Origin of the sequence: Sphingomonas lacusdianchii (genome assembly GCF_022664395.1) — a bacterium.
In the GTDB taxonomy this organism is placed as follows: domain Bacteria; phylum Pseudomonadota; class Alphaproteobacteria; order Sphingomonadales; family Sphingomonadaceae; genus Sphingomonas; species Sphingomonas lacusdianchii.
In genome coordinates, this window is sequence record NZ_JAKRET010000007.1 from 32,086 (window position 1) to 56,916 (window position 24,831).

A 24,831-nucleotide genomic window follows, 5' to 3' on the forward strand; every position below is an offset into this window, starting at 1 on the left:
GGCGAACGGTGGACGTCGATCGGTCGACCCCGATTACTCCTTCAGGGATCGAGCCCGAGCGCCGCGCGATCCGCCGTGGCGGCGGCGAGTTCGGCACGGGCGGCGGCGATGCGCGCCTGCGCGTCTATCAGGCGGACCCGGGCGTCGTTCGCCGTCTCCTCGCGCTGGTTGACGAGGAAGAAGTCGCTCGATCCCAGTTCGAACCGGCGCCGCTCGGCCGCCGCCAGCCGTTCGGCCAGTTGCCGTTCCTGGTCGGCGATCGCCGCCAGCTGCTCGGCCGCGCCGACACCGATCGCGATCCCCTCCACCTCGACGGCGATCTGGTCGCGCAGGAAGCGGCTGCGCGCCGACAGCGCGTCCAGCTCGGCCTGCGCCTCGACCACGCGTCCCTTGGCGGCGCGGTTCTGCAGCGGCAGCGAGAAGCGGAAGCCGACCGCCGCCTCCAGCGGGGTGCGCGACGGACCGCCCAGCCCGACCGGGCCGACATCCTTGCCGACCTCGCCGCGCAGGTCGAGCCGCGGGCGCAGGTCGTTTTCCGCCAGCGCCAGCCGCGCCGTCCCCTGGTCGATCCGCGTCAACAGCATCTGCAGGTCGGGGCGGCGCTGCACGAAATCGTCGCGGGCGACGGTGGCGACGCCGGCCAGCGCGCCGATATCGCCCGGCAGCCGTTCCGGTCCGACCAGTACCGGTTCGCCCGCGCCATCGCGATAGTAGAGCGACAGCGCATTGGCGGCGGCGGCGAAATCCCCCTCGGCCCGCACCACCAGCGCGCGGCGGCGGACGAGATTCTGGTCGTTCTCCGCCAACAGGATTTCGGGCCGCGCGCCCAGCTGGACCTGCCGCGCCAGCCCGCCGCGCCGGCTTTCGGACAAGGCGAGCAGGTCGCGATAGGCGCGCAGCCGCAACCCGGCCGCGACCCAGTTCTGATAGGCGTCGATCGCGCGGCGCTGCACCCCGATCGCCACCGCGCCGCGTTCGAACCGGGCGATGTCGATATCCCCCGCCGCCAGCGTCCGCTTCGTCCGCCGCTCGTCGATCAGCCGGTCGCGCAACAGCGCATAGAGCGCGCCGACCTTCGCCTCGCCCAGCCGGTTGGTATATTGCTCGTCCTCATAGACCGGGAAATCGCCGCGGCTGACCCGGTAATTGCCATAGACATAGCCGCCATTGCCGGTCAGCGGCCGCGTCGCGCGCCCGGCCACATAGGTGCCGTCATAATAGCCGAGCGCGCGCGAGCGCCCTTCGGCATCGAACACCGTGTCGAAGGCACCATCGGCGGTGATCGCGCGGCCTTCGGCGGAGCGGACCCTGGCCAGCGCCTCGACGATCTGCGGCGCGGCCCGGGCGGAGGCACGCAGCACCTCGTCGAGAGTCAGCGGCGCGGTGGCGGGCACCGGCGTCGCGGGCGGGGTCTGCCCGCGCGCCACGGGGGCGAGCGGAAGCTGCGCGGCGAGCAACACGGACAGGAAGCGGATCATTTCGGCTTGCCCGCCTTCGTCGCGATCTTCTTGTCCTCCTCCTTGTCGCCGGCCTGCCCCGTCTTGTCGGTCGCGGCCTGCCCGAATTCGAGCGGGAAGTCGTTCAGCTGTCGCCACAATTCATAGCCGACGGTGACCGTCTCCCCCTGTACCCAGCCATAGACCTTGCCACCCAGCCGGACGAAGCGCCGCTCGGGCCAGGCGGGCTTGCCCGGCGCCGGTTCGACGAGGATGCGGAACAGCCCCTGCGCATTGGCATTGGGATCGATCGTACGGACGCGCCCGTCGAAAAAGCCATAGGCGACCGACGGCCAGCCGCTGAACTGGATCGCCGGCCACCCTTCGAACTCCAGCCGCACCGGCCGTCCGGGCCGCAGCAGCGGCACGTCGCGACCGTCGATCAGCAATTCGACCGCGCGCTCGACCCGTTCGGGGGCGACCACCGCGAGCACCGTGCCCGCCGACACCAGCGCGCCGCCGGTCGCGGCGCTCAGATTCTGGATGCGGCCGTCGCGCGGCGCACGGACCAGCTGCGCCGACTGGCGGTTGAGCTGCACGTCGATGCGGTTCAGCTTGGCGCGCGATTCGGCCAGCTTGGCCCCCGATTCGGCGACCTTGATCTGGGCTTGTTCATAGTCGCGGCGCGATGCCAGGCCTTCGGAAAAAAGTTGCCGCATCCGGCCGACATCGATCTGCGCCACCGCCTGCGACTGCTGGACGCTGGCAATCTCCGCCTGCACCTGCGCCCGTTCGGCGGCCAGCCGCGACAGGAGATTGGGATCGAGGTCGACGATCCGCGCGATCGGATCGCCGCGCGTGACATGCTGGCCGTCATGGACATACCAGCGCTCGACCCGCCCGGGGACCAGCGCCGTCACCTCCTGCGCGCGGTCCTCGGGATCGAGCGAGACGACCTGCCCGCGCCCCTGCGCGGTCTGCAGCCACGGTACGAAGAACAGGACGAACACCGCCGCCACGACCCCGATCGCCAGCAACCACGCGACGGCAACGGCGACGCGCGGCGGGCGCAGCGTGGCCAGCGTGCGAAAATGCGCCATGGTTTCAGGCGGATGCGGCATCTTCGCCCTCCTGGTTGGCGGCGGCCTGCAGGTCGGCGAGCCGTTCGAACCGGCGTTGCCGGGTCAGGCCGAGATGGAGATAGCCGTCGAGCGTCAGATCCTCGGGCCGGCCGGTACATAGCAGCACGGTCGTACCATGCGCCTTGAGCAGCCGCAGCGCCGCGACCAGCCGTTCGGGCGGCAACAGGTCGAAGAGCTGGCCGAGCAGCAGCAGCCTGGGCCGGACCAGCAGCGCATTGGCGAGTTTGAGCGCCATCGTCTCGCCGACGCTCAGGGGATAGCCGGTCGACCCCAATTGCGTGTCGAGCCCCTTGGGCAGGCTGGCGATGCGGCGTTCCAGTCCGACCGTCGCCAGCGCCTCCATCGCCGCCGTATCGAGTTGCTCGGAGGCGAGCCGCAGATATTCGCGGATCGTCGCCTCGACGATGGTCGATCGGTCGAGCACCGTCACGTCCGAACGCAGCCGGTACATGTCGAACGAGCCGAGATCGGCCCCGCCGATGCGCACCAGACCGCGCTCGGGCACCGCATGCCGCTTGAGCAGCATCGACAGTCGCCGCTCGGCCCCCGGTTCGGCGACCGTCACAAGCTGTTCGCCCGCCGCCAGCGTCAGGTCGTAGCGGGCATCGTCGAACACGACGTCGGTCAGCTTGACCGAACCGTCGCGCGGACCATTCTCGCCGCGCACGGTGGTTTCCTGCGGGATCGCGAACAGCAGCGACAATTCCTCGGAACTGGCGACTAGGTCGTAGAAGGTGTCGAGATACCAGCCGAATTGCGAGATGCCGTAAAAGACCCCCGACAGGATCAGTTCGGCCGCGACCAGCTGCCCCAGCGACAATTGCCCGCGCAGGATCAGCATCCCGCCCAGCAGCAGCAGCCCGGCGCTCGCCAGCGCATAGGTCAGCAGGAACGCGACCGTCTGGGCGAAGTGATAGCGGAAATAGCGCCGGTGACTGGCGACATAGGCGGCGGTCACCGCCTCCGACCGCTGCATCGCGAAATCGAGGTGACGGGACGATTTGTAGAAACCGTTCGATCCGCCGACGCTTTCGAGCCAGCGCGCGGCATTGTGCTTGGCATGGCTCACGCCGACCGCGCTGGTGATCGCGCCACGCCGCCACAACATCCATACCAGCAGCAGTGCGGCCACCAGCACGGCGTTGAAGGCGAGGAAGACCGGGTGATAGAAGCTGGTGATGGTCAGGCCGATCACCGCCTGCAGCATGATGGTGAAGGCACCGATCACCAGGCTAGGCACCGCTTTCTGCACGACGACCAGATCGAAGAAACGGTTGAACAGGTCGCCGCGATTGCCATCGGCAAAGAACGGGTCCTGCGCATGGACCGCGCGCAGCGTGACCTCCGCGACGACGCGCGCGAACAGCCGGCGTTCGAACGCCGCCATGATCCACACCCGCAGCGCACTCAGCACCGCGACCATCAGCAGCAGCAGCAGCAGGATGCCCGACAATGCCCAGAGCGGGGCGGGCATCGCCGTATTGGCGACGCTGTTGATGAGCAGCTGGACCGAGATCGGCGTGGCCAGCGCGAGCAGGCTGATCGCGATGGTATAGACGATGCCGAGCCGCACATAGGCCGAATCAGGTCCGATGATCTGCGACAGCCAGCCGATCGCATCCCGGAACCCCAGTCGTTGCGTCGCCAAAACACACCCCTTTTCCTGCGCCCCGGTCCATTGCCATGGCCGTGCGGCGCGACGTTCGTTCCCCTCCCCGATGACGGACCACCCCTGATCCATGCCGTTACAGCGTAACGACATATCATCAGCCCGGGCAATCCGATTTATGGTGGATCGCCGAGCACAAAGGGCTATGGCGCAGTGGGTTGCTACGTTCCGGCGGGGTCAGCTGTTCGCGGTCGATGCCGGCGTATCGCGGGCGGGTGCCTCGAACGTCGCCCAGTCGCCCTCTTCGCCCGGCCGGGGCGGCGGTCCGGCGATCCCGGGGGGCTCGTTCGCCGCGCCGCTGCGCAGCCGGTGGAGATGGACCTTCGCGATCATGTTCGCCGAAATCGGCGCGGTCAGGAACAGGAACAGCGAAATCAGCAATTCGTGCGCGGTCCACACCCCCAGCTGCGTCCGGAAATAGACGACCGAGGCGAGCAGCAGCGCGCCGAGACCCAGCGTCGTCGCCTTGGTCGGCCCGTGCAGCCGCTCCATCGTCGCGGGCAGCCGCACCAGCCCCCAGCTGCCGATCAGCGCAAAGCCCGCCCCCAGCAGCGACAGGACGGCGACGACGATCTCGGCCAGCGTCTTCATTCGACGATGTCCCCGCGCAGCACGAACTTGCAATAGGCGATGGTGCTGACGAACCCGACCATCGCCAGCAGCAGCGCGGCTTCGAAATAGGTGGCGTTGCCGCCGATCATGCCGATCAGCACGATCAGCGCGATGGCGTTGATGACCATCGTGTCGAGCGCGACGATCCGGTCGCCCAGCCCCGGCCCGCGCAGCAGCCGCCAGCCATTGAGGATCAGCGCGAGCGCGATGCAGCCGGCGGCGATGGGGAGCGCGATGTCGATCATGCGAAAATCCGTTGCAGTCGTGCTTCGTAGCGTGCCTTGATCCGCGCGACCTCCGCCGCCGGATCGGCGGCGTCGAGGGCATGGACCAGCAGGAACCGGCCATCGGCCGACACGTCGGCCGTGACCGTACCCGGCGTCAGGCTGATCGTGCCGGCCAGCATCGTGATCGCCTCCGGACTGGTCAGCGCGATCGGCACGACCAGCCAGCGCGCGCGCAGATCGGCGTTGCGGCGGAACAGGATCAGCGCCGCCACCTGAAAATTGGCGACGACGATGTCGAACAGCACGATCGCCAGATAGCCGGCGAACGCACGGCCGAAGCGCATGCGCGGCCGCGCCGGCCAGAAGGGCTCGGTGAATTTCGGCAGGACCAGCGCGAGGCATCCGCCCAGCACGAGGCCGCCGACGGTGACGCTGTTGGCCATCAGCAGCCAGACGATCAGCAGCATCGCCGACAGCGCCGGATGGGGCAGCAGCCGCCTCATCGTGCCGCTCCGAGGATCGCGGAGCCATAGCGTTCGGGGGCCATGACCTGCCGGGCGGCGGCACCCGCCTGAGCCGTCGCCCATCCGGCGGCGACGGTCAGCGCCGCCGACAGCGTCAGCAGCACCAGCGGCGCGGCGAACTCGGCGGCGGATCGCGCCGGTCCGGCGACCGGGTCGGCATCGGGTGGGGCAGCCTTCCAGAACAGCGTCGACCCCGTGCGCGAAAAACCGATTACGCCGATCAGCGTGGTGCCAAGGATCGTCGCCCAGATCGCCTGCCATCCCGGCGCGGCGAAACTGGCATTCAGGATCAGCAGCTTGCCGACGAATCCGGCGAGCGGCGGCAGCCCGACCGCCGCGATCGCCGCGACCATATAGAGCAGCCCCGCCGCATCCCGTCCGGCGAAGTGCGGCGCGGGGACGATCGCATCGGCATATTGCCCGCGCCGCCGCAGCGTCACGTCGGCGACGAGGAACAGCGCCGCCCCGGCCAGCACCGCCTGCACCAGATAATAAAGTGCTGCGGCCAGCGTCGCCTCGCGCCACGGCGCCACCGCCAGCAACAGCGTGCCGGTCGAGGCCAGCACCGCGAACGCCGCCTGCTCGCGCAATCCCCTTGCCGCCAGCACGCCGATGAAGCCGAGGATGGCACCGGCCATCGCCGCGGGCAGCAGCCACGGTGCCGGCACCCATGCCGCGGCCCCCGCCCCGTTGCCGAACAGCAGCGGCACCGTCCGGATCATCGCATAGACGCCGACCTTGGTCATGATCGCGAACAGCGCGGCGACCACCGGCATCGTCGCCGCATAGGTGCGCGGCAGCCACAGATGGATCGGCACCACCGCCGCCTTCAGCGCGAATACCGTCATCAGCAGCAGCGCGGCGATGCGCAGCAATCCCTGGTCGTCGCTGCCCAGCGTCGCGATCCGCCGCGACAGATCGGCCATGTTGAGCGTCGCGGTCAGGCCGTAGAACAGCCCAAGCGCGATCAGGAACAGCGCCGATCCGACGATGTTGACCACGACATAGGCGATCCCCGCCTTCAGCCGCAGCGCACCCTGCCCGTGCAGCATCAGTCCATAGGAGGCGATCAGCAGCACTTCGAAGAAGACGAACAGGTTGAACAGGTCGCCGGTCAGGAACGCGCCGTTCAGCCCCATCAGCTGGAAATGGAACAGCGGATGGAAATGCCACCCGCGGCGATCGGCGGCGGTGACGATCGCATGGCCGAGCACGACCAGCGCCAGCACGGCGGAGAGCAACAGCATCGTCGCCGACAGCCGGTCGAGCACCAGCACGATGCCGAACGGTGCGCCCCAGTCTCCCAGCGCATAGCTGCGGATCGCATCGTCCTGCGCCATGGCGAACAGCGCGATCGCCACCGCCAGCATCGCGACGCACCCGCCGACCGACAGGATCAGGCTGAACACGCGCCGCCGCCGCATCAGCAGCATCGTCACCGGCACGACGACCGCCGGCACGAGGATGGGCGCGACCAGCAGATGGTCGGACGCGGTCATGCGCCGTCCTCCATGTCGCGGTCGGCACGACCATCGACCTGATCCGATCCGGTTTCGAGGAAGCTGCGCAGGCTCAGGATCACGGTCAGCGCGGTCATGCCGAAGGTGATGACGATCGCGGTCAGCACCAGCGCCTGCGGCAGCGGATCGGCATGGTCGACCACCCCCTTCGCCCAGAGCGGCGGGCGGTCGACGACCAGCCGCCCGACCGCGAACAGGAACAGATTGACCGCATAGGACAGCAGCGTCAGCCCCAGCACCACCTGAAACGTGCGGCCCCTGAGCGCCAGATAGATGCCGCCCGCGACCAGCACCGCAATGGCGGAGGCGACGAGGAATTCGAGGCTCATGCCGCACCCTCCCCGTCGTGCCGCGCGGCACGCTGCGCGACCTGCGCGAGTTGCGCCAGCGCCATCAGCACCGCGCCGACCACGACGCAGGCGACGCCCAGATCGAACAGCATCGCCGTCGCCAGCTCGACCTCGCCGATCAGCGGCACATGGAAATAGCCGAAGCTGCTGGTCAGGAACGGCGCCCCGAACAGCAGCGACCCCGCTCCGGTCGCCGCCGCGATCAGCACCCCGGTGCCGATCAGCGCATGTTCGCCGAACCGGCGCCGCTCGTCGGTCCAGTCGAAGCCCGAGGCGAGATATTGCAGCAGGATCGCGATCGAGAAGACCAGCGCGGCGATGAACCCGCCGCCCGGCTGGTTATGACCGCGCAGGAAGATGTAGCTGCCGACCAGCAGCGCCAGCGGCAACAGCAGCCGCGTCGCCATCACGAACATCATCGGATGCCGCTCGGGCGAATGCGGATCGCTTGACCGCCATGTCCGCAGCCGCCGCCCCGCCACCCCGCGCGCTGCCGGTTCGAGCAGCGCGTAGATGGCGAGACCGGCAATCCCCAGCACGATGATCTCGCCCAGCGTATCGAAGCCGCGGAAGTCGACCAGGATGACGTTCACGACATTGGTCCCGCCCCCGCCCGCATAGCTGTTGTCCCAATGGAAGCGCGCGATGCCGTCGCGCGCCGGGCGGGTCAGCACCGCCCATGCCAGCCACCCCGCCCCCAGCCCGCCCGCACCGGCGATGATCCCGTCGCGCAGCCGACGCGGCACGCTCGACAGGCGCGGCGGGCTGCCCGGCAACAGATGCAGCGCCAGCAGCATCAGCAGGATCGTCACCACCTCGACCGCGACCTGGGTCAGCGCGAGGTCGGCGGCGGACAGATGCACGAACGCCAGCGCGATGACGAGGCCGATGACGCTGATGAACAACAGCGCCAGATAGCGCCGCCGGTCGACCGCGACCACCGCGACGGTCGCCGCGACCAGCGCCCCCCATGCGACGATCGCCACCGGCGAGGCCGGGGTCGTCGCGCCCTCCCCCGCCGGCACCGCGTACGACCACCCCGCCGCGACACACAGCGCGATGGCGACGACGAACAGCACCGCCAGATACCGTTGCAGCGACGCGGCATGGACCGATCCCGACACCCGCCGCAGTCCGGCGACGGTCGCCGTCATCATCGCATCGAACAACCGCCTGGCATCGGGTGCCGGGATGCGTGCCACGCCCGTAGCGATCGACCGATAGCGCCCCAGCAGCACGATCGCGCCCAGCACCGCGCCGATGCTCATCCACAGCGCCGGATTGATGCCATGCCACAGCGCCAGATGCAGCGCCGGCGGTGCGCCGCCGGTCACCGCCCCGCTCACCGCCGCCACCAGCGGCCCCGCCAGCGTCATCGGCGCCAGCCCCAGCCCCAGCGCCGCGAGAGCGAGGATCGCCGGCGGCACCAGCAGCATCGCCCCCGGGTCATGCGGTGCCGCGACCTCGCCGGTCCGCCGCGCCCCGAAATGCAGCGCCACCGCATAACGCAGCGCATAGGCCGCCGACAGCAGCGCGGCGATCGTCGCCAGCGCCGGCACCAGCAGCGCCTGTCCAGCGAACACCGCGTGCGCGCTTTCCTCCAGCATCATCTCCTTCGACACGAACCCGCCCATCGGCGGCAGCCCGGCCATCGCGGCGGCGGCGAGCACGCCCAGCGTCGCGGTCAGCGGCATGATCGCCGCCAGCCCGCCCAGCCGGCGGATGTCGCGCGTGCCCGTTTCGTGGTCGACGATGCCGGCATGCAGGAACAACGCGGCCTTGAACGCGGCATGGTTCAGCAGATGGAAGATCGCCGCGCTCACCGCCGCGCCGGTGCCGAACCCGAGCAGCATGACCATCAGCCCCAGCTGGCTGATCGTCGAATAGGCAAGGATCGCCTTCAGATCGTGGCGGAACAGCGCGACCCCCGCGCCGAACACCATCGTCGCCAGCCCGACCGGCACGACGATGCCGAACCACCATTCGGTGCCGGCCAGCACCGGCCACAGCCGCGCCAGCAGGAACACCCCCGCCTTCACCATCGTCGCCGAATGGAGATAGGCGCTGACCGGGGTCGGCGCGGCCATGGCGTGCGGCAGCCAGAAATGGACCGGAAACTGCGCCGATTTGGTGAAGGCCCCGATCAGGATCAGGACCAGCATCGCCGGATAGAGCGGCGACGCCTGCACCGCATCGGCGCGCATCAGGATGGTGGCGAGGTCATAGCTGCCCGCCGCCTTGCCCAGCAGCACCATCCCGGCGATCAGCGCCAGCCCGCCGCCACCGGTGATGGTCAGCGCCATCCGCGCCCCCTGTCGCGCGTCCGCCTGCTCGCGCCAAAACCCGATCAGCAGGAACGAGGCGAGGCTGGTCAATTCCCAGAACACCAGCATCAACAGGATGTTGCGCGACAATGCGATGCCGATCATCGCCCCCTGGAACAGCATCAGGAACGACAGGAACCGCGCCATCGGCTCGGTCTTCGCCAGATAGCCCTGCGCATAGACCACGACCAGCAACCCGATGCCGAGGATCAGCCCGGCGAACAGCAGCGCCAGCGGATCGAGCCACAGCGCAAGGTCGAGCCCCAGCGCCGGCACCCAGGCGATGGTCAGTCGCGGCGCCGGCCCGGACAGCGCCGCCCCGGCCTGCGACAGCAGCACCGCCAGCCCGGCGCCGCTCGCCGCCGCCGCGATGCCGACCTGCACGCCCCGCCCCGCCCGCCGGCGCGCCAGCAGGACCAGCACCGCCATGAACGGCAGCGACAACAGGATCAGCAACGCCATATGCTGCCTCCTGCGCGGTAGCGGCGCCTGCGGTAGCTACCCTCTTCCCTCGACGCAGACCCCTGCGAGACGCTCTTCTTGCACCCCGGCGAAGGCTGGGGCCCAGTTGGGGGACGTCGGTAAGGTACGGACAAGCCTTCCCGACTGTACCCCGGCCTTCGCCGGGCTACGGGATTTTCCAGGTGATCGGGCGACTTTCGCGGCGGTCTCCCAGACAGGAAGGGCTGGCGGGTTGGCCCGAAAGGAAAGGCCACGACTTTCGACGGGCGGCCCCATCCCCTGCCCCTCGCTTTCAGCGAGGGGAGGGAAACAGCCGCTTTGGCGGGAGCGAGACCCGTGCGCGCGACACCGACTCCTCGCCCGCACCGGACGATCCGCACGTCAACGCATTGCGACAGGAAGGGTCGATCGGACAATCCGATGCTCCGGGCAGCAGGGTTCGTCGCTGGCGGCCCGACCAGCGCATAAACCTGCCCGCCCCCGACCGGGACGGACACCCATGGTCGAAACTGCCCGATCGGCCGGCATGGCACAAGCCGCTTCGACGGTTTCGGATCAGAAGCTGTACGCGATCCCGACCGCGCCCAGCCACTGGTTGCTCGACCCGTTGCGCGCGACGATCGGGCTGTCGGCGAAATCGTTCAGCAGCTTGCGATAGACGACCGTCCCGAACAACTGCCATCCCGAGCGCAGGTCGCCGCTGATCGACCGGCCGCCGAGCAGACCCAGCGTCCAGTTCTTCCACCCGCCGCGCGCATTGTAGACGGGCAGGCCGCTCGCCAGCGACTGGGCCGGCGTGATCGAGAAATAGCTGTCGGCATAGCCCTCGCCGACGCGTTCAGCCGACACGATCACCCCGGCGATGGCGCGGGTGCTCAGCGGGGTGACATAGTTGATCGTGGGGGCGAGCACCGTCGACTTGTGCCCGCCACCGACATCCTTGCGATAGCTGAGCGAGGCCGACAGCCGGTCGAACTGCGAGGTGACGACCCCGGTCTTGCCGATGCCGACATAGCCGCCCAGTTCGATCGCGGTATCGACCGTGCCCAGCGCGCGGACCTGCGCATCGTCGATGCCCTTGGTCGAATTGCGGTTGAGGTTGACGACCGCGATCGGCCCCGCCTGGAAATCCCAGGTCGGCCCGACGCCGTCGGGGATCAGGTCGACGCTGAAGCGGTTGCCGGCCAGCAGGAAATTGAACCCCGAGACGCGACCGGTCGCGGCCGGCACCGGGCTGAACGAATAGTCGTCCGACCCCTCGTAATCGGGCAGCACGGCGGCACCCAGCCCGACGACATAGAAATCGGCACCGGTATCGGTGTTGGGCAGCGCAGATGCCGGCACCGCCGGCGTCGCCGCTTCCTGTGCGAAAGCGGGCGTGGCGAAGGCTGCGGCGGTCAGGACGGCGGCGAAAATGGCGCGCAAGGGCGTGGCTCCGAGAAAATATTACTCCCCCGTAACGCTATCCTGCCCGCTTCGGTCCGTGCCGACGATTAGAGGAGATAGCGAATCCGCACCTGTTGCATGGTTACATCACCCGCCAGCGGGAATTCCGCCGCGCTGAATTTGGGCGGACCGAAGCGGATCGCGGGGTTGCGCGAAAAACCGAATCCTTCGCGCGGGATGCCGGCAAAGGTGTCGAGCTTCGCATTGTTGTTTTCGTCATGGATCACCGACACGGCATAGTCGCCGCGCCCCAATCCCGCGATACGCACCCCGCGCTCATCGGCCGCGAAGGTGCGGGTGACCGCATTGCGATCGTCGGTGCAGCCGGGGAAATTCTTCGGATCGGCGGTCAGGCAGAGGCGGATGACGCCCTTGGTCGAACGCAGGTCGGCGATGCGGACGTCAAGCGTGCCGGTCGGCATGGCCCCGGGCAGCATCGCCAGCGCCAGCGCCGCCAGCGCGATTCGCCCGCCGCGCGACGCGCGCGCGTTCCTTTTCGAAATCGCCAAGACCGCCATCGGTGCCGCACACCCGGTCCCAGAAGCGGAAATAGAGCCCGAAATTGCAGCCATAGCGCTCGTGATGCCTCTGATGATGGCTGGCGGTAATCAACCAGCCGCCCACTCGCCCCGCCCACATGAACCGGGGGAACATTTCCCACCCCATATGGTTCGTGACGCCCATAACCGTCATGATCGTCAGCACCAATGCCAGTGCGCCGATGTGAATCGGAATGACGAACACCAGTAGCGGAATTACCACAGCGCCGGTCAGCGCCTCGATCGGGTGGAACGCCATCGCCGCCCATGCCGTGGGCGGTCGGCTGGCATGGTGCACGGCATGGGCGATCCGAAACCATTTCGGCCGGTGCATCCAGCGGTGCGTCCAGTAGAACCAGGTGTCGTGCGCGAACAGGTACAGCAGCACCGACAGCGGCAGATACCAGAGCGGATAGGCGTGAACGTCGCGGTAGATCTGCGTCCAGCCGCGATGTTCCCATCCCCATGCGACGATCCCCGCCGGAATGCCGTAGATCGCGGCCGACAGCAGCGACCAGCGGATTTCCTTGGCGATCTGCGCGTCCAGCCCGCGATACAGCCCCGGATGTCGGCTGCGCGTCGCAAAGGCGAACCCGGCGGACGCCAGCAGATAGCGGACACCGACGATCACCGTCATCGCCACGGCGGACAAAAGGATAGCCAGCGGGATCGACATGGATGGCGCTGTAGCGGATTGCGGGGAAGGATGACACCCCAACTTCCCCGGCAGAAGGGGCGCCTCAAAATCCTCCCCGGCACGGGGAGGGGGACCATGCGCAGCATGGTGGAGGGGGGTATCCGCATACGAGACCGTTACGTTGCGCCGCCACCCCCCTCCACCATCGCCTTCGGCGACGGTCCCCCTCCCCGTGCCGGGGAGGATCTGAGGACCGCGGTTGCTACCCGGACGCCCCTCCCCTAGTGCACCCCAATGCCAACCATCCATCACTGCGACCTCGCCATCGTCGGCGGTGGCCTTGCCGGCGCGCTCATCGCGCTGGCGGCGGCGAAGCGGCGGCCCGATGCGCGCATCCGCCTGATCGAGGGCGCGGCGCAGTTTGGCGGCAACCATGTCTGGTCGTTCTTCGGCAGCGACGTGGCGGACGAACACCGGGCGCTGGTCGCCCCGCTCGTCGCCCATGCGTGGCGCGGCTACGACATCGCCTTTCCGGGCCATGCCCGCACGCTCGACACCGCTTATTACTCGATCACCTCCGAACGGCTCGACACCGTGCTGCGCCAGACGCTGTCGCCCGAAACGCTGATGGCCTCGGCGCGCGTGCTCGGCGCCAGCCCGACCGCCGTGGTCCTCGCCGATGGCGACCGGGTCGAGGGGCAGGGCGTGATCGACTGTCGCGGTCCCGGCGACGTGTCGCATCTCGATCTCGGCTGGCAGAAGTTCATGGGGATGGAGCTCAAGACCGCCTATCCCCACGGCGTCGAACGGCCGATCGTCATGGACGGTTCGGTCGAGCAGCTCGACGGCTATCGCTTCGTCTATACCCTGCCGTTCGATGCCTCGACGCTGTTCGTCGAGGATACCTATTACAGCGACACTCCCGATCTCGATACGCAAACGCTCGCCCGGCGCATCTCCGCCTATGCCGCCGCGCAGGGCTGGGACGGCGTCAGCGTCGGCCGCAGCGAGACCGGGGTGCTGCCGGTCGCGATGGGTGGCGATTTCGAGGAATATTGGCGGTCGGGCGGCAATCGCGTGGCGAAGGGCGGGATGCGCGCCGGGCTGTTCCATCCGCTGACCGGCTATTCGCTGCCCGATGCCGTCCGGCTCGCGCATCTGGTCGCCGACAGCGGCGACTGGTCGGGCGGCGCGCTGCACACGCTGACCCATGATTATGCCGCGACGCTGTGGCGGCAGCGGCGATTCTACCGCATGCTGGCGACGATGTTGTTCCGCGCGGCCGATCCGGCGGAACGCTACCGCGTGCTCGAACGCTTCTACCGGCTGGACGCGGGACTGGTCGGGCGCTTCTATGCCGGACGGTCGACGCTGTTCGACAAGATGCGGGTGCTGACAGGCAAACCGCCGGTACCGATCGGACGTGCGGTACAGGCGTTGATGGGGAGACAGGGGTGAAGACGGCAGCCGTTATCGGCGCGGGGTTCGGCGGCCTTGCGCTCGCCATCCGCCTGCAATCCGCCGGGGTCCAGACGACGCTGGTCGAAGGCCGCGACAAGCCCGGCGGCCGCGCCTATTACTGGGAGCGCGACGGCTTCGTCTTCGATGCCGGCCCGACCGTCATCACCGCGCCCGAAGCATTGCAGGAATTGTGGCAGCTGACCGGCCGCGACATGGCCGAGGACGTGACGCTGCAGGCGGTCTCGCCCTTCTACCGGCTCAATTGGCCCGACGGCACCAATTTCGACTATACCAACGACGACACGCTGCTGCGCTCGGAAATCGCCAAGCTCGATCCGGGCGACATCGCCGGCTATGCCCGCTTCCTCGAATATTCGGCGGGCGTGTACGAGGAAGGCTATGTGAAGCTCGGCCATGTGCCGTTCCTCGACTTCGCCTCGATGATCAAGGCCGCGCCGGCGCTCGCCAAATATCAGGCGTGGCGATCGGTCTATTCGATCGTGTCGTCGTTCGTGAAGAACGAGAAGCTCCGCCAGGCGCTGTCGTTCCACACTTTGCTGGTCGGCGGCGATCCGATGAAGACCAGCAGCATCTACGCACTGATCCACAAGCTGGAGCGCGATGGCGGCGTGTGGTTCGCGCAGGGCGGCACCAACAAGCTGGTCGCCGGCATGGTCCGCCTGTTCGAGAAGCTGGGCGGGACGCTGATCCTGAACGATCCGGTCGAGCGTATCGACACGCTCGGCGACCGTGCGACCGGCGTCACGACCAAGAGCGGCGTAGTGATCGGTGCCGACATGGTCGCGACCAATGCCGACCTGATGCACAGCTACAAGGACCTGCTGTCGGGATCGCGCAGCGCGCAGCGCAAGGCCAAGCGGCTGGAGCGCAAGCGTTTCTCGCCGTCGCTGTTCGTCGTCCATTTCGGGATCAAGGGCACGTGGCCGGGCATCCCGCACCACATGATTCTGTTCGGCCCGCGCTACAAAGGGTTGCTCGCCGATATCTACGACCATGGCGTGCTGTCGGAGGATTTCTCGCTCTATCTTCACCACCCGACCGTCACCGACCCGTCGATGGCGCCGGAGGGACATTCGACCTTCTACGCGCTGTGCCCGGTGCCGCACACCGGCAAATTCCCGGTCGACTGGGACCAGATCGGCCCGATCCTTGAGCGGCGCATCCTCAACGAGGTCGGCCGCCGCCTGATCCCCGACATCCACGAACGGATCGTGACGAAGTTCAGCTATATGCCGAGCGACTTTACCCGCGACCTGAACGCGTATCAGGGCTCGGCCTTCTCGCTCGAGCCGATCCTGACGCAGAGCGCCTATTTCCGCGCGCACAACCGCGACGACGATATCCCGAACCTGTATGTCGTGGGGGCGGGTACGCACCCCGGCGCGGGGATTCCGGGCGTGGTCGGCAGCGCCAAGGCGACGGCCAAGCTGATGCTGGGCGGCGAGGACTGAGCCCCACCTTAACCGTTCGGTTCGAGCAGCTTCGAGCTTGTCGAGAAGCGGTAGTCGAGAACCCCCCGTTTGAGGCACCCCCTTCTCGACTTCGGTTCTCGACAGGCTCGAACCTCCGCTCGAAGCAAACGGATTTGAAGGGCATAGGAGGGCACCCGCTTGCCCCCCACCCCCCGATCGCCTAACCCCGCGACCATGCAGCGTCTGGCCATCTATTGCGGGTCCGCAACCCCCGCCGACCCCATCTATATCGACTCCGCCCGCGCCGTCGGCCGTGCGCTGGCGGAACGCAACATCGGCGTCGTCTATGGCGGCGGCAGGCTCGGGCTGATGGGCGCGGTCGCCGATGGCGCGATCGAGGCGGGCGGCGAGGTGATCGGCGTGATCCCGACCGCGCTGGTCAAGGCCGAGGCCGCGCACAAGGGCCTCACCGAACTGCACGTCGTCGACACGATGCACCAGCGCAAACAGGCGTTCACCGACCTGTCCGACGGCTTCGTCACCATCCCCGGCGGCACCGGCACGATGGACGAATTGTGGGAAGCGATGAGCTGGGCGCAGCTCGGCTATCATGCCAAGCCGGTCGGACTGCTCAACACCGCCGGCTATTACGACCATCTGATCGCCTTCGTCGAAAAGATGGCGGAAGTCGGCTTTATGCGCCCCATGCACCGCGACATCCTGCTGGTCGCCGATACGCTGGACGTCCTGCTGGACAAGATGGCGGCGCATAGGCCGGTGATGCCGATCATCCAGATGAGCAGCAAAGACCTTTGATCCCGCCACGCGCCGACCTCGTCGCGCATGCCCGCGACACGATCGCGCGCGGCTCGAAAAGTTTCGCGGCGGCGAGCAAGCTGTTCGACCCGGTCACCCGCGAACGGGCATGGCTGCTCTACGCATGGTGCCGCGCCTGCGACGATCTGGCCGACGGGCAGGATATGGGCCATGGCATGCAGCGGCTCGACGATGCCCCCGCCCGCCTGCTGCTGATCCGCCAGCGTACCGCGCAGGCGCTGGCCGGCCAGCCGACCGGCGATCCCGCCTTCGACGCGCTGGGCGTGGTCGCGGTCAAAGTCGGCCTGCCGCACCGGCTGGTGTACGACGTCATCGACGGGTTCCAGCTCGATGCCGATGGCTGGCAACCGGTGAGCGAAGGTGATCTCTACCAATATTGCTATCATGTCGCCGGCGCGGTCGGCGGACTGATGGCGGTGGTGATGGGCGTGCCCGCTGGCGACAAGGACACGCTCGACCGCGCCTGCGACCTGGGGCTGGCCTTTCAGCTCGCCAATATCGCCCGCGACGTGCGCGAGGATGCCGAAGCCGGGCGCTGCTACCTGCCGCGCGACTGGCTGGCCGAACAGGGCATCGACCCGGCCGATCCGATGGCGACGCCCGACCGGGTGGCGATCCTCACCCGGCGGATGGCGGCGCGCGCCGCACTTCACGAGGACAGCGCCCGCGTCGGTGCCGCCCGCCTGCCGTGGCGATCGGCATGGGCGGTACTTGCCGCCGCCGACATTTATGGCGGCATCGCCCGGAAAGTCGCCGCCGCCGGCCCCGCCGCATGGGACAAGCGCCAAACCACGTCGAAGGCGGAAAAGATCGCCGCCATCGCCCGCGCCTTTGTCGCCGCCCGCTGGCGGCCGGCAGCGGACACGCCACGCGATCCAGTGTTGTGGACAAAAAACACCTCATCCGTTCATGCTGAGTAGGGACTGAGCGAAGTCGAAGGCCCGTATCGAAGCACCTGCACCAAACGGTCCTTCGATACGCCCCTTCGACAAGCTCAGGGGCTACTCAGGACGAACGGGAGGGGGCAGTGGTGAAGCCCTCACTCCTCCTTCACCTTGTCCGTCGCCACGGTGATGTCGCGCCCCAGCAACGCTTGCACGTAAATCCGCTGCACCAGCACGAACACGACGATCGTCAGCGGCGCCGCCAGCAGCACGCCGATGAACCCGAACATCAGCCCCATGCCGATGACCGAGAACAACAGCACGGCAGGCGGCACGTCGACCGCATGCTTCTGGACGATCGGTTGCAGGATATTGCCCTGAATCTGCTGGACGATCAGGAACACGCCGATCGTCCACAGCGCGGTCGATGGTGACACGGTAAAGGCCAACATCACCGCCGGCACCCCGGCGATGATCGGCCCGACATAGGGCACGACGTCCATCAACCCGGCGATCAGCCCCAGCCCGATCGCGGCGGGCACGCCCAGCAGCCATAACCCCGTCCCGGTCAGCACCGCGACGACGATGATCGCCACCGCCTCGCCCTTCATCCAGCCGCGCAGGCCGCCTGCGGCATCGTCCACCGCCTTGCGCGCGACCGGCTCGGCCTTGGGCGGCACCAGCTTCACCAGTCCCCGGCGATACAGTTCGGGATCGGCCGCGAGGAAGATCGCCCCGACCAGCACCAGCACCGCATCCGACAGCCCCGACCCGATCGACAGGACATAGCTGCCCGCGCGCGACATGATCGTCGACAGGTCGCTGCTCCCCTGCGACAACAGGTCGCGCGCCGGCTCGCCCAGCCCCCATGCATCCAGCTGCCGCTGGATCGCCTGCAACGCCGACGGAATCTGCTCGCGGATCGTGTCGAACTGCTGCACCAGCTGCGCGCCGAAGCCATAGAAGATGCCGATCACGATCCCCAGCAGCAGGATGATCGACAGCGCCAGCGCCAGTCCGCGCGGCAGGCGGGTCCATTTCTGGATCCGGCGCGCGACCGCGCTGAACAACACCGCGATGACCGTTGCCGCGAACACCAGCAATATCAGCCGCATCATCGAAATCAGCAGATAGCCGGTGCCGATGATTGCCAGCACCATCACCGTCATCGCCGCGACCCGGCCATAGCTCGGGCCCTGTCGTTCCGTTTCGCCGTCCATCGCCGCTTCCCCTTTGTGCGTGAACGGACCATGGCGCCACCGCGTTCCGGTTCGGCTCCGTCACGATCGGCCGAAAATCGTATCCGAAACAATTGCCCTTAAAACGCACCTTCGCTAATGCGACCGCCTATCAATATCAGGGGGACGGTAGTGAAGCGTTGGTGGATGCCCGCGATGGCGGTATTGGTCGCGAGCCAGGCGGCGGCGCAGGACCGTTCGTCGAACGACGACGCCGACATCATCGTCGAAGGGCGCGCCCGGCAACTCTATCGCACCACGCTCACCACCGTCGGCAAATCGGCGCAGGACCCCCTCGACATTCCGCAGGCGTTGCAGGTCATCAACAGCGACCTGTTCACCGATCAGGGCGCGCGCGACGCGACCGACCTCTATCGCAACATCTCGGGCGTCAGCGCCTACAGCTATGCCGGCGTCACCTTTCGCGGCTTTCGGCAGGACGAATCTTTCTACGACGGGATGCGCGGCAATCCGTTCGTCGGCTTCACCGTGCCGCAACTGTTCAACATCGACCGGGTCGAGGTGCTGAAAGGTCCGGCGGGGCTGTTCTTCGGACCCGGCGCGCCGGGCGGCATCATCAACTATGTGTCGAAGACCCCGTCCGATCGGGCCAGCCTGCGCACCGTCGCCACTGCCGGCAATTACGACCGGTTCGGCATCTCGGCAGAGGCGACGAACCGGATCGATGCCGATGGCGTCGTCTCCTATCGCATCGGCGGCTTCACCGAATCGATGCGGCCCTATCGTTTCAATACGCTGTATAAGGCGCTGATCGGCGATGCCGGCCTGTCGATCCGCACCAATCCCGGCGGGCTGCTGACGCTGCAGGTCACGACCTACGACAATTATCTGCGCGCCAACCGGCTGCGCGGGGTGCTGGTCGATGACAGCGGCCGCTTCCGCACGTCGATCGACTGGAACGCCAATGAGCGGAGCGACTATCTCCACCTGACCTCGACCGCATGGGCCGCGCGCTATGCGACCGCCATCGGTGAAGCGGTGACGTTCGATGTTGGCGCGCGCTATTTCCGTTCGACCGAACGGCAGAAATATCACGAACCGCGTGGGACAAGCCCGACCAACCCCGACCTCGTCCTGCGCGAATTCCGCGATCAGGTCCGCCCCGTCGATGGCCTGTCGTTCATGGCCAACGCCACCGCGCGCACGACATTGTTCGGCCTGTCGCATCGGTTGCAGGTCGGCAGCGACTGGTATCGCGAAGCCAATGGCCTCGAATCGCGCATCCTGCGGGCCGGCGTGGCACCGCTCAGCCTGTCCAATCCGGTCTATGGCCGGTCCGACGGTGACGCGCTGCGCGCGATGACACTGCCCTTCACCGTCACCGACACCGATGCGCGCCGCTTCGGCATCTATGCGCAGGACCAGATCGACCTGACCGATCGGCTGCTGCTGGTCGCGGGCGTCCGCTACGACCGGTTCGAGGATCGCACCCGGGTCGCCACCGCCGGGCGGGTCACGTCGAACGCGCGCTATAACGACCACGACGTCACCTTCCGCACCGGCGCGATCTACAAGCTTCAGGACGATCTGTCGCTATATGTCAGCTGGTCGCAAGGCTTCGATCCGCAGGCCCCGGCCAGCCAGCTTCCCGCCGCCGGCGGCCCCTTCGCGCCGATCACCGGCAACCAGATCGAAACCGGCGCCAAATCGCGCCTGTTCGACGGTCGGCTACAGGCCAATGCCGCGCTGTATCGCATCGTCCGCCGCAATCTGTTGCAGGTCGACCCCTCGCTGCCCCCGGTCGGCGGCGTCGACCAGCTTCGCCCGATCGGGGAGGTGACCAGCAAGGGGTTCGAACTCGACCTCGCCACCGATCTGACGCCGAACTGGGTGCTGCTCGCCAATTACGGCTATAACGACACCCGCGTCACCGGCAGCGTCGCCGGACAGGCGCTGACCGATGCGGTCGGCAGCCATTTTCCCAACGCGCCCGCGCACAAGCTCGGCTTCTGGACCCGCTATCAGGTCGCGCCGATCCGGACCGCCTTCGCCGTTGGCGGCGAGCATGTCTCGCGCCGGATCAGCCGCTCGGGCCAGCCGGTGTTGCCCTACACCATCTTCGATGCGTCGATCACGCACCAGTTGGGCTTTGCCGAACTGATGCTGCGCGTCGATAACATCTTCGACAAGGTCTATGCCGCTTCGGGCTTTACCGCGATGAGCGGCCATTTCCCCGGCGACCCGCGCACCGTCTTCGCTGAACTACGGACGAAATTCTGACCACGCATCGATCGCTGCCCAGCCGGCAATGCCCGGCAACGTCCGCGCGCGCCGCTCGGTCATCCCGCCCAAGGCGATGACCGGCAGGCGCGCGCCGCGGATCAGCAGCGCGAAGCGGATGCGGCCCAGCGGCCTTGCGCCCGGATGCGAGCGGGTGGCGAACACGGGGGAGACGAAGGTTGCATCGACCCCCGCGCGCTCCGCGGCGATGCGTTCGCGCACCGAATGCACCGGCCGCGTCGCCAACCCATTGTTCTTCTTCGCCTTCTTTCCATGCACACCGTCCGCGCCGGGCAGAAACGGTCCGGCGATCAGCAGCGTTATCCGCCGCGCCCGTGCGATCCGCCGCACCTGTGCAAACATCCGCCGTCTTTTCCCTTTTGGCGTAGCATATTGGCGGAAGACGACACCGCTGCCGCGTGGCAACTTCGCCACCTTCGCCGCCAGCTCGTCGCCCAGCCGCTCGTCGGTCATTAGCCAGCGGCGCGGCAAAGGGTGGCGGCGATCCATGACCCCCTTTATAGCGCGCCCAATGACCAACGCCGCAACCTCGCTTGGCCGCATTCGCGACCGGATCGCCCATGCCGAATCGATCGCGCGCCGGGACGCAGGCGCGACGACGCTGATCGCGGTCAGCAAGACCCATGACGCCGCCGCGATCCAGCCGCTGATCGACGCCGGACAGCGCGTGTTCGGCGAAAACCGGGTGCAGGAGGCGCAGGCGAAATGGCCGGCGTTGCAGGCGCTTACCCCCGGGATCGAACTGCATCTGGTCGGGCAGCTGCAATCGAACAAGGCCGAGGACGCGGTCCGCCTGTTCGACGCGATCCATTCCGTCGACCGCCCCTCGCTGGTCGCCGCGCTTGCCAGGGCGATCGACAAGGTCGGTCGCGCGCCTGCCTGTTTCGTCCAGGTCGATATCGGCGACGAACCGCAAAAGGGCGGCTGCGCGCTATCCGACCTGCCCGCGCTGCTGGCCGAGGCACAGGCGGCGGGCCTGCCGGTCGCCGGGCTGATGTGCGTGCCCCCCGCCGGGCTCGACGCCGCGCCCTATTTCGCGCTGACCGCCAAACTGGCCCGCGACAATGGCTTGGCCGGGCTCAGCATGGGCATGTCCGACGATTTCGAAGCCGCCGTCACGCTCGGCGCCACCCATGTCCGCGTCGGTTCGGCCCTGTTCGGCCCGCGCGCCTGATCTTCCAAGAGGTTATGATGACCCGTCCGCAAGCCCTGCTCTTCGATTTCGACGGCGTGCTGCTCGAAAGCGAATATGCCGGCAACCGCCAGATCGCCGAGTTTCTCACTCAGGCCGGCCACCCGACGAGCGCCGCAGATTCGATGGCCAATTTTATGGGCCTGTCGGGCGCGCACTTTACCAACGCGATCGAACGCTGGGTCGGCGGACCGATCCCCGCCGGCTTCTTCGAAGCCCGCGCCATCGAGGATGCACGCGTGCTCGAAGAAGGCGTCGAGGCAGTCGCCGGCGCGATCGCCTTCGTCCGCTCGCTTCCCGCCGACCTGCCGCGGGCGATCGTTTCGTCGAGCACGACCCACTGGATTTCTACGCATTTGCGCCATCTGGGCATCGCCGACGCGTTCGGCGATCACATCTATAGCGGCAAGGAGCATGTCGCGAACGGCAAGCCCGCGCCCGACCTCTATCTCTACGGCGCGCAGCAACTGGGCGTGCCGATCGATCAATGCGCGATCCTCGAGGACTCACCGGTCGGCGTCACCGGCGCGGTCGCATCGGGCGCCCGCGTGATCGGCCTGTGCGCCGGCACGCATTGCGGTGTCGGCCATGACGCCCGCCTGCGCGAACTGGGCGTGACCGAAATCGCGCACGGCTTCGACGAAGTGGCGCGGTTGCTCGGACTGGAGCCCGCGACGGTTTGATTTTCTCGGATTCACGCGAAGGCGCGAAGAAAGATTGGGTTTCGCGCAAAGGCGCAAAGGACGCAGAGGATGTTCGTGCAGTCATCGGCACGTCCGATCGGCAGGCCTATACTTCCTTTCCGATCAAAGCGTAGACCGCTGACGGGGATCGGCCACACATAGGCGGCCTCTTCGCGTCCTTTGCGCCTTTGCGCGAACCATCATCCTGATGGCCCCCGCCCGAACGCGGACGAAGCGTTACTCGCCCTTCTTCGCCGCCTGTTCCGCCGCCGCGGGATCGACCGACGGCGCGCCCGAAGCGGGCGTGGCCGCATTCACGATATCGGCGGTATTGGCGGTCGCGCCTTCCTCGACATTCTGCACGCCTTCGTCGGCCGGCGCGGCCCCGGCTGCCGGTGCGGCGGGCAGCGGCAGGTTCGACCCTTGCGAATTGAGATAGGCGATGACGTTCGCCCGGTCCTCGGCACTGCCCAGACCCGCGAAGGTCATCTTGGTGCCCGGCGCATATTTGCGCGGCGAGGTCAGCCACGCATTCATCGCGTCGAAATCCCAGTTGCCCGGAATACCGGTCAGCGCGCTCGAATAGGCGAAGCCCGGCAGATGCCCATGCTTCTTGCCGATCACGCCCCACAGGTTCGGGCCGATGCCATTGGCCCCGCCCTGGTTGACCGTGTGGCAGGCCGCGCATTTCTTGAAGACTTCCGCGCCCTTGGCGACGTCGGCGGTCGCCAGCAGCGTCGCGATCGGCACCGCCGCCGCACCGCCGCCGCCACCGGCCTCGGCCGCGCCCTCCACCGGATAGCCGGGCTTTTCCGGCGGGCCGGAATGGAAGATCATGCCACTGGCAATGGACAGTCCGAGGGCCGCGGCACATCCGGCCAATACCCAACCCGCGATCGTGTTCGTCCGGTCGTCCATGCGCTGAGCCGTCTCGCCTAAGATGGTTTTGTTTGGGGCCATGCTTAGAGACGGCATCCCGTACTGGCAAGTCAGGCTTGCCGGGCCATACTGGCAAGACAGGCTTGCCGCTCGCGCGCTTGACCGATAATCGCCGCGACCCATGCACAAATATGCCGCACCGGCCCGCCCCCTCGTCGCGCAGATGACCGAAGCCGCCGCCCGCGAACCGCATCGCGCAGTGGCGTTTCAGGGCGCGCCCGGCGCCAATTCGCACGTCGCACTGGCGCAGGCGTTCCCCGACGCGCTGCCCTTGCCCTGTTTCGGCTTTGCCGATGCGATCGATGCGGTGCGCTCGGGCAAGGCCGATTGCGCGATCATCCCGATCGAAAACTCGCTGCACGGCCGCGTCGCCGACATGCATTTCCTGCTGCCCGAATCGGGGCTGGTCATCACCGGCGAACATTTCCTGCCGATCCGCCACGCTTTGCTGGGGCTCGGCCCGGTCGAGGCGGTGAAACAGGCGATGAGCCATGAACAGGCGCTCGGCCAGTGCCGCCACTGGTTGAGTGCGCGTGGTATCGAGCCGGTGGCGCATCCCGACACCGCCGGCGCCGCAGCCTCCGCCGCGGCGATGGCCGATCCCGGCGTCGCCGCGCTCGCTCCGCCCGCTGCCGCCGCGCTATATGGCCTGAAGATACTGGCCGACGACATCGCCGATGCCGATCACAATACCACCCGGTTCGTCGTCCTCGCCCGCGCCCCGCTCGCCGAACTGCCCGCCGGGCCGTGCATGACGACCCTGGTGTTCGAGGTGAAGAACGTGCCCGCCGCGCTGTACAAGGCGATGGGAGGGTTCGCGACCAACGGCGTCAACATGACCAAGCTGGAAAGCTACCAGCGCGGCGGCACCTTTGCCGCGACCGAATTCTTCTGCGACATCGAAGGACGCCCCGGCGAACCGCATGTCGACCGCGCGCTGGAGGAATTGCGCTTTCATACGAAGAGCATGCGCCTGCTCGGCAGCTATGGGCGGGCACGCGAACGCGGATAGGT

The 24,831-nt window shown here is 67.8% G+C and carries 23 protein-coding genes; 8 read left to right on the forward strand and 15 right to left on the reverse strand.

The window, feature by feature from the left end; genetic code table 11:
* Positions 1-41: 41 nt before the first annotated feature.
* The 12 genes from MF607_RS10945 to MF607_RS11000 form a co-directional block, all read right to left on the reverse strand.
* Positions 42-1,478, reverse strand: a complete 1,437-nt coding sequence (locus MF607_RS10945) for a TolC family protein (RefSeq protein WP_242118585.1) — start codon at positions 1,476-1,478, stop codon at positions 42-44.
* On the reverse strand, positions 1,475-2,557 hold the full coding sequence (locus tag MF607_RS10950; RefSeq protein WP_242118587.1) for an efflux RND transporter periplasmic adaptor subunit: 1,083 nt from the start codon (positions 2,555-2,557) through the stop codon (positions 1,475-1,477). The genes MF607_RS10945 and MF607_RS10950 overlap by 4 nt, the downstream gene beginning before the upstream one ends.
* Complete coding sequence (locus MF607_RS10955; protein WP_242118589.1) at positions 2,541-4,226, reverse strand: ABC transporter transmembrane domain-containing protein; 1,686 nt, start codon at positions 4,224-4,226, stop codon at positions 2,541-2,543. The genes MF607_RS10950 and MF607_RS10955 overlap by 17 nt, the downstream gene beginning before the upstream one ends.
* A 198-nt stretch (positions 4,227-4,424) precedes the next feature.
* The gene (locus MF607_RS10960) at positions 4,425-4,838 is read right to left on the reverse strand and encodes a Na+/H+ antiporter subunit G (protein ID WP_242118591.1); all 414 of its coding nucleotides are present in this window, start codon (positions 4,836-4,838) and stop codon (positions 4,425-4,427) included.
* Positions 4,835-5,104 carry a K+/H+ antiporter subunit F gene (locus MF607_RS10965; protein WP_242118594.1) on the reverse strand — a complete coding sequence of 90 codons (270 nt, stop codon included), beginning with the start codon at positions 5,102-5,104 and terminating at the stop codon, positions 4,835-4,837. Before MF607_RS10965 ends, MF607_RS10960 begins: the two co-directional genes overlap by 4 nt.
* Positions 5,101-5,589: a Na+/H+ antiporter subunit E gene (locus MF607_RS10970; protein WP_242118597.1), complete on the reverse strand. Its 489-nt coding sequence runs from the start codon at positions 5,587-5,589 to the stop codon at positions 5,101-5,103. Before MF607_RS10970 ends, MF607_RS10965 begins: the two co-directional genes overlap by 4 nt.
* A complete protein-coding gene (locus MF607_RS10975) occupies positions 5,586-7,109 on the reverse strand; it encodes a monovalent cation/H+ antiporter subunit D (protein WP_242118600.1) in 1,524 nt (507 codons plus the stop codon). The genes MF607_RS10970 and MF607_RS10975 overlap by 4 nt, the downstream gene beginning before the upstream one ends.
* Positions 7,106-7,459, reverse strand: coding sequence for a Na+/H+ antiporter subunit C (locus MF607_RS10980; protein WP_242118602.1), 354 nt, complete (start codon positions 7,457-7,459; stop codon positions 7,106-7,108). Before MF607_RS10980 ends, MF607_RS10975 begins: the two co-directional genes overlap by 4 nt.
* On the reverse strand, positions 7,456-10,266 hold the full coding sequence (locus tag MF607_RS10985) for a monovalent cation/H+ antiporter subunit A (protein ID WP_242118605.1): 2,811 nt from the start codon (positions 10,264-10,266) through the stop codon (positions 7,456-7,458). The genes MF607_RS10980 and MF607_RS10985 overlap by 4 nt, the downstream gene beginning before the upstream one ends.
* A gap of 555 nt (positions 10,267-10,821) precedes the next feature.
* Positions 10,822-11,691, reverse strand: a complete 870-nt coding sequence (locus tag MF607_RS10990; protein WP_242118607.1) for a MipA/OmpV family protein — start codon at positions 11,689-11,691, stop codon at positions 10,822-10,824.
* 68 nt (positions 11,692-11,759) lie between these two features.
* A complete protein-coding gene (locus MF607_RS10995) occupies positions 11,760-12,149 on the reverse strand; it encodes a DUF2141 domain-containing protein (protein WP_242118609.1) in 390 nt (129 codons plus the stop codon).
* A complete protein-coding gene (locus MF607_RS11000) occupies positions 12,115-12,927 on the reverse strand; it encodes a sterol desaturase family protein (protein ID WP_242118611.1) in 813 nt (270 codons plus the stop codon). Before MF607_RS11000 ends, MF607_RS10995 begins: the two co-directional genes overlap by 35 nt.
* A gap of 255 nt (positions 12,928-13,182) precedes the next feature.
* Between MF607_RS11000 and crtY the strand changes: the two genes are divergently transcribed.
* The 4 genes from crtY (at position 13,183) to MF607_RS11020 (ending at position 17,539) form a co-directional block, all read left to right on the forward strand.
* Positions 13,183-14,346 (forward strand): lycopene beta-cyclase CrtY, encoded by a 1,164-nt coding sequence (gene crtY / locus MF607_RS11005; RefSeq protein ID WP_242118614.1) that lies wholly within the window; start codon positions 13,183-13,185, stop codon positions 14,344-14,346.
* On the forward strand, positions 14,343-15,821 hold the full coding sequence (locus tag MF607_RS11010; protein ID WP_242118616.1) for a phytoene desaturase: 1,479 nt from the start codon (positions 14,343-14,345) through the stop codon (positions 15,819-15,821). The genes crtY and MF607_RS11010 overlap by 4 nt, the downstream gene beginning before the upstream one ends.
* Before the next feature lie 195 nt (positions 15,822-16,016).
* Positions 16,017-16,598: an LOG family protein gene (locus MF607_RS11015; RefSeq protein ID WP_242118618.1), complete on the forward strand. Its 582-nt coding sequence runs from the start codon at positions 16,017-16,019 to the stop codon at positions 16,596-16,598.
* Entirely contained in the window at positions 16,595-17,539 is a 945-nt protein-coding gene (locus MF607_RS11020) for a phytoene/squalene synthase family protein (RefSeq protein ID WP_242118620.1), read from the forward strand. Before MF607_RS11015 ends, MF607_RS11020 begins: the two co-directional genes overlap by 4 nt.
* A gap of 119 nt (positions 17,540-17,658) precedes the next feature.
* Here MF607_RS11020 and MF607_RS11025 read toward each other — a convergent pair whose 3' ends face one another.
* Positions 17,659-18,723, reverse strand: coding sequence for an AI-2E family transporter (locus MF607_RS11025; protein ID WP_242118622.1), 1,065 nt, complete (start codon positions 18,721-18,723; stop codon positions 17,659-17,661).
* A gap of 150 nt (positions 18,724-18,873) precedes the next feature.
* Between MF607_RS11025 and MF607_RS11030 the strand changes: the two genes are divergently transcribed.
* Positions 18,874-20,982, forward strand: a complete 2,109-nt coding sequence (locus MF607_RS11030) for a TonB-dependent siderophore receptor (RefSeq protein WP_242118624.1) — start codon at positions 18,874-18,876, stop codon at positions 20,980-20,982.
* Here MF607_RS11030 and MF607_RS11035 read toward each other — a convergent pair.
* Positions 20,965-21,492 (reverse strand): thiamine phosphate synthase, encoded by a 528-nt coding sequence (locus MF607_RS11035; protein WP_242118625.1) that lies wholly within the window; start codon positions 21,490-21,492, stop codon positions 20,965-20,967. The genes MF607_RS11030 and MF607_RS11035 overlap by 18 nt on opposite strands.
* Before the next feature lie 22 nt (positions 21,493-21,514).
* Here MF607_RS11035 and MF607_RS11040 point away from each other — a divergent pair, with 22 nt between their 5' ends.
* Positions 21,515-22,177, forward strand: a complete 663-nt coding sequence (locus MF607_RS11040; protein ID WP_242118628.1) for a YggS family pyridoxal phosphate-dependent enzyme — start codon at positions 21,515-21,517, stop codon at positions 22,175-22,177.
* Positions 22,178-22,194: 17 nt separating this feature from the next.
* Positions 22,195-22,878 carry an HAD family hydrolase gene (locus tag MF607_RS11045; RefSeq protein ID WP_242118629.1) on the forward strand — a complete coding sequence of 228 codons (684 nt, stop codon included), beginning with the start codon at positions 22,195-22,197 and terminating at the stop codon, positions 22,876-22,878.
* A 237-nt stretch (positions 22,879-23,115) separates the two neighbouring features.
* On the opposite strand, the gene MF607_RS11050 is transcribed toward MF607_RS11045, so the two are convergent.
* The gene (locus tag MF607_RS11050) at positions 23,116-23,796 is read right to left on the reverse strand and encodes a c-type cytochrome (RefSeq protein WP_242118632.1); all 681 of its coding nucleotides are present in this window, start codon (positions 23,794-23,796) and stop codon (positions 23,116-23,118) included.
* 142 nt (positions 23,797-23,938) lie between these two features.
* On the opposite strand from MF607_RS11050, the gene MF607_RS11055 reads away from it, so the two are divergent.
* Complete coding sequence (locus tag MF607_RS11055; RefSeq protein WP_242118634.1) at positions 23,939-24,829, forward strand: prephenate dehydratase; 891 nt, start codon at positions 23,939-23,941, stop codon at positions 24,827-24,829.
* Positions 24,830-24,831: the final 2 nt, after the last annotated feature.